Below are 12,651 nucleotides of genomic sequence, written 5' to 3'. Positions count from 1 at the left end.
CGCGGTGTATGCGGGGACAGCTATTTTCCTGGGTGCTATTTTTGCCCAAAAAGCTTGGTTGCTGTTGCAGACTCCAGAGGATAAGATTGTTGCGCGATCGCTCTTTAAATACTCTATTCTGTACCTGATGCTATTGTGCGCTGGAATAGTCGTTGACAGTTTGCCTGTGACTCATAATTTTACTACTGCTGTTGTACAAAATGTGCAAACTTTGATTAGTGCGGTTGTGATGTAGTCTGCTTTTAGAGCCCCGGCTTCTTGAAGAAGTCGGGGCTCTGGATATATTGTAAAATTTAAAGTGGAGGAAAGTTCTGATGGCTGAGAATACTGTGAAAGTAGACATCTCATTTCAATCACTGCTGGAAGCTATTTCGTCACTGGGAATTGCTGAAAGATACAAGATATGGGAATTTTTGGAAGCTGAATTATTCCCGAATGAGGACGATTCTCCAGAAGATATTGCCGAAATTGAAGCGGCCCGTGCTGATTACAAAGCTGGAGATTACACAACTTTCGATCGATATATGGCACAACGGGCCAATAAATCGGCATGACTTACACCATCCTTGATGAACCTTTAAAGACAGTGACAGTTAATTTTAAAATCTTAACTATACTCATAATAGATGAAAACCATAGAGAGGCGAACTGGTTATGAACTGGAAAGCACACATTCACTCAAATCCTAAAATTCTGCTTGGCAAGCCTGTAATTAAGGGGACACGAATATCAGTGGAGTTCGTTCTAGGGCTATTTTCAGAAGGTTGGACGCAGCAACAAATTCTAGAAAATTACCCAACGCTTAATGCTGAATCTCTACAAGCTGTGTTTGCTTTCGCGGCGGAGTGCCTCAAAGAAGACGTATTTTACACACCTTTACTGTTTGCTGAGGCAAGTTAATGCGGTTTCTGGCAAATGAAAATTTTCCACTCCTCAGTGTACGAATTCTACGGCAAGCGGAGCTTGAAGTCGCTTCTGTTACCGAGGATTCTCCAGGTATTGAGGATTCCGAGGTTTTGGCTCGTGCAGCGGATGAGGAACGGGTGATTTTGACGTTCGATCGCGATTACGGCGAACTCATTTATCGCTTGCGGCTGCGATCGCCAAGAGGTGTGATTTATTTGCGGTTTCGTCCTCACACGCCGGAAGAACCAGCATCAATATTGTTGAATTTATTACAGATCGAAGGATTGCAATTTGAGGAACGGTTTACGGTGGTGGATCGCGATCGAATTCGTCAACGCCCCCTACCGTAGTTATTGCCGGAAGCAGGTATTTGTGTGGATTGAGGCAGGCTTTGGGTGAGGATCTTTCAGAGTATTGAGCTTGAAGTGGCGATCGAGGATTTATATCGCGGTGTGAGTTTGGGGTGATAAATTGAGTTGCCCCCAGACTTCAACCACAAAGTCATGCGCGAAACTTGTCATATTGCTGATTGACATATCTGTTTGGAAAGAAGATCCATCAAGTCTGTTTGGAAAGAAGATCCATCAAGGATAATGGGATAGGGGATTGATGGACAGCTTGCCCTAGAAAAAGCCGAAAAACCCAAAGTGGGAGTGATATTCAGATTATTCGGCTACCTCAGCTTTAAAGGTTCGGTTACTACGACAAAATCTTTTGTCAAGACAGATGGTGGTGCGTTAGATTAATTACATCACACGCATCCTATTTAGAAGATTATATGAAACAAGAATTATCCGAACTAATTAAACACTCTTATTCCGAAAAGGAAGCCTCCAAATACGTTGAATATAGCTTGACTCAAGAAGATTATGACTTAATAGTAGATTCAGCCAAGAGTGTTTTGGATTATTTTCCATCAATCCATAATTGCTGCGTTCAAATGAGTGCACTATGGACAATCTTGATAAGAGACCATACGGATATACCTGTTCATATGGTTGCTGGTAACCTAGATATGATGGGCAGGCGTATATTTGGTAATAATATGAACGCTCATGATATGAGCAAAAGCTTGTCTGAATCTAATTTAGATTGGGATGGTCATTGCTGGGTGGTTTTTGGCGACCTTATTGGAGATATTTCTCTATTTAGAACTGCTTACTCGGAACATACTCCAGAATGGTTGGGGGAGATGATTCGTTCTAAGTTTGGTGAGGATCGAGGAATGCTGTTAGCAACTCCAAGCAATTTGTTAGAGTATGGTTTGGTCTACACTCCAAGTTACGTTCTCCAAGATTCAGAGATTACAGATTTGGCTAGATCTATTGAATTGATAGTCAATCAGGAGAAAAGAGGTGAATGACAAGTTACTCCCATACTTTCGGGACATATTGACAGTAGCGCCGAGGCTTTAGCAGTCCTTAATTCATAATTAATGTGCTACACTTGTAATACAAACTTGACTCACTTATGATCTTATGATGAACCTCGAACGTAAAACACATAGAGATGGCAACTTACACCCTAAAGCATTTAATTGTCTAAAACTTCTCGATGAAAGCTTTACCTATCATAACGATCACACCCAACGGCATCCATTCTCAATCTACAGTCGCTCACTACAGAAAGTAATGCAGTCTTTCAATGCTGTTCTGGATGAAATCGATCAGATTTCTACGGCTTTGTTTAATGCTGAGGGAAATTTAGATTATCCTTTAAAGAAGCTGCCTGATTTACAAAAAGAATTACTACACGCCTTACAATCTCACATTGATGATTGCTATTGGATTCTTAAAGTTATTCACCCATATGATAGCAATGTTCAGGAAAAACATCCCGACCGTTGGTTGGATAAGGTCAAACACCCTGCTTATAAGCCTTTTCATAATGCAATCAAGGACTACAGAGAATCATTTGCTCCTATTGTTAATAAGATTAAACACAATGGTGGTCAATTGCGTCCCATAATGATGTACTCAAGGGGACGTGGCATAGTTGCACGTACTGTAGATAAAGGTATTCAAACTTTTCCCAAAAATGCTCGTATTGTTGGGTATTTTCTAGAGGGGATGCAACCTAATGGACGTATAGGCCCTGATTGTGAGATTCATCGCGATGGTACAACCGCTATTTCCTTAAATCGTGACCTACGTTATCACTTTGCAAATCTCTACCGAGTTGGCGATCATTTGAGAAGTGCAATTGCCAGTACGGTTCGTAAGCTTCACGGAAAAAAATTGCCTCGCGATCTCGCTGTTAATGATACCGCATCCCAATATGATATAGAGTCAATTGCACAACGAGTCAGTAAGCTGCCACCTCTATTCTTTGAGAATGAGTTTTCTCAGAAAACACCAGATATTAAGTTCCACAGTCATAACGGGAATGCAGAGTTGATTTTGGAGACTCCTGGTTATCAGTATATGACTTGGGAGGGAGAAATAATGATCTATTCTGAAACACAAGTAGATCCTGTTTGCCTTGAATATCAACTTCCTTACAGGTAAGTCAGAAGCGTTTGTAATTCCCTACCCGGAAGGCCTAACAACGAAATAACATTGTCTAGGTTGGGTTTCGTTGCTCAACCCAACCTAGGTGAATTTTAATTTTTAGCCTTAACTGAACTGTATTAGTTCATCACCAATTTCAACTACAAACCAGGAGCGATCGCCCGCACCACTCTTGTTATCATTAAAATCAATGGCTGCAAAAGCGACCTTAGACCATGCTTGCCCTCATCTCACCATAAAAAATTCAATGGGCTGCGGGTTCTGTAATTCGCTTACCTGCGACTTGGCAAGATTATCAGAGTTTGTACGATCGCCGACGAGACGCCTCTATTTCGCCTATTAATGAAAGGTGAATGCCATGCAAGCCAAACTTCAAGAACAACTTTCTCCTGCTGATGCCGAAGTCATTTTGAGAGGCTTGCCAGAACGAATTAAAGTGGCTCTAATTGCGCGTGCTGCGGAAATTGAAGATCCGATCGCCATTTCGATCGCCAATTTTCTCGACACAGAAGCATTAGGTTTCGTAGATTGCAAACCAGGACGCGGGCAGTAAAATCGAGAAGTCCCAGGCGATGAAGTTCGAGATAAGGTGAAAGCCCGATCGCTAAAATGATGAATAGATGTTGCTGCCAAGATAACCATGACCACCATCACCCTCAACCTCTCTCCCGAACTCGAACACCAGATCCGCACTGAAGCATCTCGACAGGGCGTTGAACCCGATCGCTACATCCTCAACGCCCTGCAAGAACGCCTCCAGCCTAGACTTCCAACCACCCAACCTACTGAAGCCGACTTGCTGCAACAAATTAACATCGGCTTTAGTGCACAAACCTGGGAAGAATACCATGCCCTCATCGCCAAGCGTCATGCCGAAACCCTGACTCCCGAAGAACACAAGCAACTGATCCAAATGAGCGATTGCCTTGAACAACTCAACGTTACCCGCATTCAAGCCTTAATTCAACTCGCAACCTTCCGCAACCAATCTCTGACAGATCTCATGCAAACTCTCGGCATCAATCCTCATCCCGATATCGTTGATTATGTCTGAATCCCGCCTCACACAGCAGCAACGACAATTCATTAAACAACGCGCCAATGGTTGCTGTGAGTATTGTCTCAGTACGATCGACAAAACAAAGGCTCAATTCCGTTTATTTTGGAGCTATAACAGAATTTGTGGGAACATGATTTCTGTGCAATTAGCCTTCTTGCTTCCATGCCAACAAACGATTCTGAGGTGCAAGCCCTAGCGCGGAAAATTCTAGATGCGATCGCCTTCACTCCTTTCGAGCAATGTCAACCCTTGACCCGTGAGTTTGATAAGATTCCTGCTCGCCCTGGCATCTATGCAGTCAGGCACATAACTGACGGATTACTTTACATCGGTAAAACCAAGAGCCTACGAGGACGCTTCAGCGGCGGGCACAAGGCTTTTTTATGGGCGTGGCTCGATAAGTACAATGACGAGGATGTGCGAATTGCAATGCAATTAGTCTCTTACTGTGAAAACCCTGCGTTACTATTGGAGCTAGAAGCCATCATTCTAAGAGCCACTGAACCTCCGTACAACGTTCAAATTCCAACCCAAAGGTGAATGCCATGCAAGCCAAACTTCAAGAACAACTTTCTCCTGCTGATGCCGAAGTTATTTTGGGACGTTTGCCAGAACGAATTAAAGCAGCTCTAATCGCGCGTGCTGCGGAAATTGAATATCCGATCGAAGCGCTGATCGAAATGGCGATCGCCAGTTTTCTCGACACAGAAGCATTAGGTTTTGTAGATTGCAAACCAGGACGCGGGCAGTAAAACCGAGAAGAGATGTCAAAGTTTACGGTATACTTCGTTAACGCACCCTACAAGAGCAGCGATCTATCTCTCTACCTCACCTTAAGCTAGAAACAGACAACAGAGAGCCAACCTACGCAAAAGGTTAATATCAATGGTTGCGATCGCCCAAAAAACCCTTTCCTTCGAGGAATTTCTCAACTGGGATGACGACTCCGGCAGGTCATTTGAGCTAGTCAATGGAGTTGCCATGCCCCTGAGTGAACCCACAGCCAAACATGAGGATGTCGTCGATGGTTTATGTCGTCTCTTGGTAGATCATTGCCAATCCTTGAACCTTCCCTACGTTCCTCGGCAAAGTAAACAAGTCAGATTGAACGCTGCCCCGCGCGAAAGTGAATCGAGTCGTAAAGCCGACATTGTGGTGTTTGCCAAGGAAGAATGGGTCAGAATGCGTCAAAGTTCTGCCTCTGCTGCTGCCTATATTCCACCTCCCTTGGCGATCGAAGTTGTCAGTACGAATTGGCGGGATGATTACCGCATCAAATTGAATGAGTATGAAACTTTAGGAATCGTGGAGTATTGGATCGTTGATTATGCAGGGTTGGGAGGCGTTCAGTATATTGGTTCTCCAAAACAGTCTACGGTGACCATCAACCGCTTAATCGATGGTGAATATCAGGCACTGCGATATCAAGGAGAAGCCACTATTGTTTCTCCAACGTTTCCTCAGTTGGTATTAACCACCGCTCAAATCGTTGCCATGACACAAGTTTAGTGTTGGCAACTTAGGAATGAGAATTAAATAACTTCCACAAGGAAAGTGGGATGGGCGTCCCACCCGTCCTTTTTGGACGGGCGGGACGCCCATCCCACAATAACAATTAAAATTGTAAGTTATTTAATTCGCGAGCCTAAATGCTGCTGAAAAAAGCGCCTGGGTACAGTGGGCGCTAAAAGCAGTTGATATTTCTACTAAAAATTGTTAACACTCAAATATCAAGGATGAAAGATGAATTATTAAAATTTATCCTTTATCCTAAATTTTGAGATTAAGATCCTCTGTTGAGAGCAGCTTCTACCTGCTGAAATTCTGCCTCAAGACGCTTTTTCAACTTTTCAGGAACGGGACGGTTTGGATAGGAACTGTAATGTCCTGCCAAAGAGTTTAATGCCGTGCGCATTGTCGTGAAAGATGCCAGCTTGGTAAGAGCCGGATCGCGGCGGTATGCCGCAAAAAAATCGTTGATACTTGTGCGAGCAGCGGCTTGAGCGGCTGCTTTTTCCGGCGCGCCCTCTGGCAAAGTGAGCGCTGTTCTCAAGCTGTTCACTAATGCTAATGTGTCTTTGCCATAATCTCCACTCAGAGTGGCCGGAACATTGGTACAGCCCGCTATGCCGATGACAACAACTAATACCAGGGCTAACAGACGGGAAATGTAATGCTTCATAAAAAAATTCGGTAAGTGGGAAACTCAGTCACCAAGAGTGCTGAGAGGGAAACGACTCGGCGGTTGAAACCGGCGTGAATCTTTCCATTACACGGGGATTGCTAGATTCGGTGTACTTTTGTAGTGTACTTTCGATGGGACAATTACCATCTCAAACTTCGCAACCCGCGATCGCATAATGTTCGCTCTTTTATGAGCCTCCCTTTCGGGGTAGAAGAGACGACCTGGCAGGTCGTCTGTACTTCGACAAAGTTAACGGCCGGTACTATATCTAGGACACTGATTTAACCCAATAAGTCTGTTTAATCCTAAATTTCTAGAGCAAGGAACTAGCTTCGCATCCCTTGGTAGGTCTTTAAACTCTTACCGTTAACGTAGTACCCAGGTACGCATCTGGTCAACTGTGGTTTAAGTCTTAGGCTAGAAGCCCAGTGTCTTTAGACCTGGGTCGTTGACAAGGGTTAGAAAAATGGAAGCGAAAGCTGCAATCAAAATTAACCTTTATCCTATCTCGAATTGAGGTAATAATGCCACTTTCTACATTTTTTTGTTCTCATACCATGAAACAGAAAATTTGTCAATCTAAAATCTAAAATCTAAAATCTAAAATCGATTGATTTGTCCAGCAACGACGGAGAGAATTTGGGTTTGTCGCAGCCACTGAGTGTCAAAAGCGCCTAAGTGAGTCGTAGTAATCAGAGTTTGAAAGCGTTCTTGAATTGTTTCTAAAAGTTGATTTTGGCGGCTCAGATCGAGTTCTGCAAGTACGTCGTCGAGCAACAGTAAAGGCGCTTCGCCGACGACTTCTTCAATAAGCTGCAATTCGGCTAATTTTAATGCTAATACCAGAGTTCGCTGCTGGCCTTGGGAGGCGTATTGACGAGCTGGGGTATTGTTAATTGTAAATGTAATGTCGTCGCGGTGGGGGCCGACTAAAGTGGTGCCTTGAAACTGTTCTGCGATCGCCCTTTTTTGGATTTTCTCTAAAAATGCTTGCCGCACTCCTTCGAGATTGTCTTTAGCGATTAATTCCGCGCCTACTTCAATATTAGCCTCGTATTTCACATCTAAAACTTCTGCAGAACCGCTAATTGAATGGTGCCAATTTCGAGCTAAAGGCATCAATCGCTCCAAAATTCGATCGCGCCTGCGGATGACGCGAGCCCCCGCTGTCGCCAACTGCGCGTCCCACAAAGCTAATTCTGAACTGGGAATGGGGAATTGGGAATGGGGCATTGGGCATTGGGCATTGGGCATTGGGAATTCTGCAATATTTTGATCTTCGGGAGTTTCAGAGCCGATAAATCGCATTTTGTCAAAACTTTCGGAAAATTCCGCTTTCCTGATTTCTTTAGAACGTTTCAACAGAGCGTTTCGCTGGCGCAAAATTTGGTTGTACTGCTGCAAAATGTGAGCGTAAATCGGTTCTAACTGGATGACTAGGCGATCGATCCAATTGCGCCTTCCTTCGGGCCCGCCGCGCACTAAGTCCAAATCCAAACAAGAAAATTGCACTACATTTAATACGCTCAAAAAGTCTAAATGGCGACGCAGCTGTTCACCGTTGAGCTTCAGTGTCCGACGCCCCCCAGAGCGAAGAGTTAAAGCTAAGTCGATCGGTCCGGTTTGACGTTCGAGTGTAGCATCAATTTGGCCGATCGGCTTTGAGTCGAGTATTAAATCGCGATCGCGCCCTACCCTATGACTTTTTAATGTGGAAAGCAACTCTACCGCTTCTAACAAGTTAGATTTTCCTTGAGCGTTATTTCCTACTAAAATGGTTTTGGGAGCGTCAAAGACTACCTTTTGATCGAAGTAGTTACGAAACTGCCGGAGGTGCAGCGTTTTCAAATACATAATATTAGTAATTCGTAATTGGTAATTGGTAATTAGTAATACACTCCTCGAGCGGGTGAACGACGGGGCGCACCTTACAGGTTGGCAACCGAGATCCTTTACGATTGCGATTTTCGCCGAGCGTTGCGCTCGCAATCACATTATAACGAAGTAATAAATGTTTAATTGTGACACAATCTCTTGAGTCTTCATAGCGATGAATTTGGGTGTGATATCGTTTCCGGTTGCATCGGAATGATTTAACCACAGAGGGCGCAGAGAACGCAGAGGGAGAGAATACAGAGATGAATAATTCCGATGCTACCGGATTTGATATGAGCCAGGGGTTGAAACCCCTGGCGGATGTGAAGAGAGAATAGTGCCAAATGCGTGGGTTATAGCTAATAATGAAACCTCGCTCAGTCTTCCTCAGCTCTTAACACTATTTTCTAGATTTGTAAAAGCGCAAGAACAGTTTTTCCAGTTCAATCCAGACAAACATCAGAGCGCTGAAACCGAAGCAAACCAGCAATTCAAACCCGGTTAAATAATGAGTGCCAAAAAATGCTCTCAGCGGCGGAACATAAATCAGCATCAATTGCAGAATAGTAGTCACAATCACAGCTCCCCAAACAAAAACATTAGTCAAGGGATTTAACTCGAGAGTTAGCTGAGTGTTAGACCGAATTGCGATCGCGTGACCCATTTGTGCCAAACAAAGAGTTGTAAACACCATTGTTTTCCAAGCATCTGGATCGCCGTGTCCGGGAGTGTGAGTATATCCGTAAGCCCAGGACATCATCGCGATCGTCAAAATTGCAAAAATAATCCCGATCCGAATCATGTAAGAACCCAAACCCCGCGCAAAAATACTTTCTCGCGGACTGAAAGGAGGCTTTCTCATCACGTTCGGTTCCGCCGGTTCCACGGCCAAGGCCAAAGCGGGAACGCCGTCTGTTACTAAGTTCATCCACAAAATTTGCAGCGGCGTCAGCGGCACTCCTCCCAAACCCATTAAAGGTGCGGCCGCAATTGTCAAAACTTCGCCGATGTTGCTGCCCAAAATGTATTTAATAAAGCGGCGAATATTGCTATAAACCACTCGCCCTTCTTCAGCGGCGGCGACAATAGTTGCGAAGTTGTCGTCGAGGAGCACCATATCGCTAGCTTCTTTGCTGACATCGGTGCCGGTAATCCCCATGGCGATGCCGATATCGGCTTGTTTCAAGGCGGGGGCGTCGTTAACGCCGTCGCCGGTCATTGCGACAAATTTGCCCCAACTTTGCAAAGCTTGGACAATCCGCAATTTGTGTTCTGGGGAGACGCGGGCGTAAACGCTAACCTGTTCGACTTGCTGTTTGAGTTCTTCTTGGCTGAGCTTTTCTAATTCTTGACCGGTGAGAACTCGATCGCCCTCTGTTGCAATACCTAAATCGTAGGCGATGGCTTTTGCAGTCAACTGGTGGTCTCCTGTAATCATCACCACCCGAATGCCTGCATCGCGGCACTTCCTCACTGCTTCCCGCACTTCCGGGCGCGGGGCGTCCAGCATACTGACGAGTCCCAGCCAAATCATGTCTTGTTCGCTGGTTTCCTCAGAACCTTCGGGTGGCAGGTTTTCCCAGAGTTTGTACGCAAACCCGAGGACTCGCAAACCGCCGCTTGCCATGTTGTTGTTTTCGGCGAGGATGCGATCGCGCATTTCCTGGGTTAAAGGTTGTACTCGATCGCCGACTATAATGCCTTTGCAGCGCTCCAAAGTCAACTCTGGAGAACCTTTGGTCAGCATCAAATAATTCGGCTGCTGTCCTTCTTCTGCTGGAAATCCCGAATGTCCCGAATGGCCGGGCACTTCGCAAATCACGCTCATCCGCTTGCGTTCGGAAGAAAAAGGAAATTCCGCCGTCCGCGGCAGCAATTGAGACTGTTTTTCCTTATAAATGCCTGCTTTTCCCGCTACACACAGCAGAGCTCCTTCTGTGGGGTCGCCTAAAATCTGCCATTCTTGCTGTTCTTGTTGCAACACTGCGTCGTTGCAAACTGCACAGGCAATTAATAAAGATTCGAGTTCTGGATATTCCTCTAAATTATTAATTTGGGTCGATGTATGCCGATCGGTAAAATCTCCGATCGGGGCATAGCCATCGCCTGCGACGGCGACTGTGCAGTCGCCCGTAGAGACTAGCTGAACTACCATTTTATTTTGAGTCAGGGTACCTGTTTTGTCAGAACAAATGGTAGTAACCGATCCCAAAGTTTCTACGGCCGGCAGTTTGCGAATCAGGGCGTTTCGCTTCACCATCCGCCTAGTTCCGAGTGCTAGAGTGACTGTCACGACTGCTGCGAGTCCTTCGGGAACCACAGCCACAGCCATGCTTAGAGAAACTTCTAACAACTCTTCCCACCTGCTGGTATCGAACCCGAGGCTGCCGTTTTGGAAGGTAATCATGCCGCCGATGACGACAAGTGCGACTAAGGTTAGAGCACCGGAGACTAGAACATTTCCCAGCTGATCCATCCGCTGTTGCAGGGGAGTCGGTTCGCTTTCTACTGACTGAAGCATGGTGGCAATTTTTCCCAGTTCAGTTTGCATTCCGGTGTTGGTGACGATCGCCTTTGCTCGTCCCTGAACAACTTCTGTGCCCTGAAAAATCAGGTTGAGCCGATCGCCCAAGGAAGCATCTTCGGGAAGTTCTAGCTCTGCTTGCTTGGTAACTGCTAAAGCTTCTCCCGTCAAAGCAGATTCTCTGACTTGCAAGTTGGAAGATTCGATCAAGCGTCCGTCTGCTGCTATTTTTACCCCAGCCTCTAACAGCATCACGTCTCCGGGTACGAGTTCCTTGGCTGCTATCTCCGAAGTTTTGCCGTCCCGCAGGACTCTGACTAGGGGGGAAGCAAGGTTTTTGAGGGCTGCGAGGGCTTTTTCAGCACTTTGCTCTTGGAAAAAGCCGAGAATGCCGTTGAGTATGACGATCGAAAAAATGGCGATCGCATCTTTGGGAAAAGTATTCGACCTGATGTCCAAGAAAGCCGAAATCACGGCCACACCGATCAGCATCAACAACATGATGTTGGTGAACTGATCGACAAAAATCGACCACGGACTGCGGCCTCCTGTTTCTTCTAGTTCGTTGGGGCCGTATTGCTGCAAGCGTTCTGACACCTGTTGGCTGCTCAAGCCAGCGTCTTTGTTGCTGCTTAGCTGCTGGAGAGTTTTGTCAATTGCTACGGTGTGCCAAGAAGAGGGAGAATTTGAAGACATAAATTACGATCGAGCATGGGGCATAAAGGTGGTTGCGGCCGGACAGCTACAGCCGATCCATCTGGCTGATTACAGTGAGAGAGTTTTAAGTTTTGAGTTCTGAATAAAAAACTGTTTAACTTGCGACTCGTTTTGGGCGGTTCGATGCCGGGGAAGCAAAAAGCTTTTAACTTCACTGCGTCTGCAGGCTCGATCGCGCCCTTTGTAGACCTACCGCTGATAGCACTTATCCACCTTACTACTAAAAATTAGCAATTCTTTCGGCTCTTACACAGAAAAGAAGCTGAAAGCAAGAGTGATTTTAGTACGGGGATGCAAGCGTGCGCGGCAGGTTAAAACCTACCTAAAAAAAAACGTAATCAAACCCTCGTCTCCGAACTCATCTATTCCGCCTTCTTTAATGTTAAAAGAAAAATGGCGCCCAGGTGACAGGTCTCGATCGCCTATGTTGGTTTTCTGACGATCGACAATGCTCAGCTTCCCACACCCTTCCGTGCTCCTGGGCCTCAAGGAAGCAGAACACATAACATATAGCGGTTGTCAAGTGTAGTGAGGTATGCCCTATGCCCTATGCCCTATGCCCTATGCCCTATGCCCTATGCCCTATGCCCTATGCCCTATGCCCTATGCCCTATGCCAGATAGTACCTCATGTTACTGAGAAAGGCTATATATATGGATGAAGAAAGTTTTTTGGCAACCCCTGCAGGGCACACAGTAGATGCTTGGTCTTGGGTCAAGTCCAAGGACTCCTCGTCAGGAACCTTAGCCTAAAGGCATAAGGCTTGAAAGAGAAATCTAGAAAGCCATCCTGACGGGCCTAAGTCCTTCGCGGACTACGTTTTTTGAGTCACGACACCGGGCGGATGCGTAGCTAGTCCCCTGCTCTGTCGCTG

At 45.7% G+C, this 12,651-nt stretch carries 13 protein-coding genes and 1 pseudogene; 11 read left to right on the top strand and 3 right to left on the bottom strand.

The window, feature by feature from the left end; genetic code table 11:
- The 11 genes and pseudogenes from ACUVJL_RS29145 to ACUVJL_RS29095 all read left to right on the top strand — a co-directional run.
- A pseudogene (locus ACUVJL_RS29145) lies at nucleotides 1–235 on the top strand (heme o synthase); the annotation flags it as partial.
- 79 nt (nucleotides 236–314) lie between these two features.
- Nucleotides 315–554: a hypothetical protein gene (locus ACUVJL_RS29140; protein WP_445249036.1), complete on the top strand. Its 240-nt coding sequence runs from the start codon at nucleotides 315–317 to the stop codon at nucleotides 552–554.
- Between the two features lie 100 nt (nucleotides 555–654).
- Nucleotides 655–900, top strand: coding sequence for a DUF433 domain-containing protein (locus ACUVJL_RS29135; protein ID WP_333154900.1), 246 nt, complete (start codon nucleotides 655–657; stop codon nucleotides 898–900).
- Nucleotides 900–1,256 (top strand): DUF5615 family PIN-like protein, encoded by a 357-nt coding sequence (locus tag ACUVJL_RS29130; RefSeq protein WP_445249035.1) that lies wholly within the window; start codon nucleotides 900–902, stop codon nucleotides 1,254–1,256. Before ACUVJL_RS29135 ends, ACUVJL_RS29130 begins: the two co-directional genes overlap by 1 nt.
- Nucleotides 1,257–1,684: 428 nt before the next feature.
- Nucleotides 1,685–2,269: a hypothetical protein gene (locus ACUVJL_RS29125; RefSeq protein WP_445249034.1), complete on the top strand. Its 585-nt coding sequence runs from the start codon at nucleotides 1,685–1,687 to the stop codon at nucleotides 2,267–2,269.
- A gap of 115 nt (nucleotides 2,270–2,384) precedes the next feature.
- Nucleotides 2,385–3,413, top strand: coding sequence for a hypothetical protein (locus ACUVJL_RS29120; RefSeq protein WP_445249033.1), 1,029 nt, complete (start codon nucleotides 2,385–2,387; stop codon nucleotides 3,411–3,413).
- A 361-nt stretch (nucleotides 3,414–3,774) separates the two neighbouring features.
- Entirely contained in the window at nucleotides 3,775–3,969 is a 195-nt protein-coding gene (locus tag ACUVJL_RS29115) for a hypothetical protein (protein WP_445249032.1), read from the top strand.
- An 87-nt stretch (nucleotides 3,970–4,056) separates the two neighbouring features.
- Nucleotides 4,057–4,470 (top strand): hypothetical protein, encoded by a 414-nt coding sequence (locus ACUVJL_RS29110; protein WP_445249031.1) that lies wholly within the window; start codon nucleotides 4,057–4,059, stop codon nucleotides 4,468–4,470.
- 168 nt (nucleotides 4,471–4,638) lie between these two features.
- Complete coding sequence (locus ACUVJL_RS29105) at nucleotides 4,639–5,016, top strand: GIY-YIG nuclease family protein (protein ID WP_445249030.1); 378 nt, start codon at nucleotides 4,639–4,641, stop codon at nucleotides 5,014–5,016.
- Between the two features lie 5 nt (nucleotides 5,017–5,021).
- Nucleotides 5,022–5,228 carry a hypothetical protein gene (locus tag ACUVJL_RS29100; RefSeq protein ID WP_333056716.1) on the top strand — a complete coding sequence of 69 codons (207 nt, stop codon included), beginning with the start codon at nucleotides 5,022–5,024 and terminating at the stop codon, nucleotides 5,226–5,228.
- A 133-nt stretch (nucleotides 5,229–5,361) separates the two neighbouring features.
- Nucleotides 5,362–5,985 carry a Uma2 family endonuclease gene (locus ACUVJL_RS29095; RefSeq protein WP_445249029.1) on the top strand — a complete coding sequence of 208 codons (624 nt, stop codon included), beginning with the start codon at nucleotides 5,362–5,364 and terminating at the stop codon, nucleotides 5,983–5,985.
- A 274-nt stretch (nucleotides 5,986–6,259) separates the two neighbouring features.
- Here the strand turns inward: ACUVJL_RS29095 and psb27 are convergent, their stop codons facing one another.
- The 3 genes from psb27 to ACUVJL_RS29080 all read right to left on the bottom strand — a co-directional run bounded on the left by psb27 (nucleotide 6,260) and on the right by ACUVJL_RS29080 (nucleotide 11,756).
- Nucleotides 6,260–6,658, bottom strand: coding sequence for a photosystem II protein Psb27 (gene psb27, locus ACUVJL_RS29090; protein ID WP_445173511.1), 399 nt, complete (start codon nucleotides 6,656–6,658; stop codon nucleotides 6,260–6,262).
- 603 nt (nucleotides 6,659–7,261) lie between these two features.
- Nucleotides 7,262–8,515: a DNA replication/repair protein RecF gene (locus ACUVJL_RS29085; protein ID WP_445249028.1), complete on the bottom strand. Its 1,254-nt coding sequence runs from the start codon at nucleotides 8,513–8,515 to the stop codon at nucleotides 7,262–7,264.
- Nucleotides 8,516–8,936: 421 nt separating this feature from the next.
- Entirely contained in the window at nucleotides 8,937–11,756 is a 2,820-nt protein-coding gene (locus ACUVJL_RS29080) for a cation-translocating P-type ATPase (RefSeq protein ID WP_445249027.1), read from the bottom strand.
- Nucleotides 11,757–12,651: the final 895 nt, after the last annotated feature.

This window comes from Microcoleus sp. OTE_8_concoct_300, from assembly GCF_031383065.1.
In the GTDB taxonomy this organism is placed as follows: Bacteria; Cyanobacteriota; Cyanobacteriia; order Cyanobacteriales; family Microcoleaceae; genus Microcoleus.
This window is presented reverse-complemented; position numbering and strand designations above follow the sequence as displayed.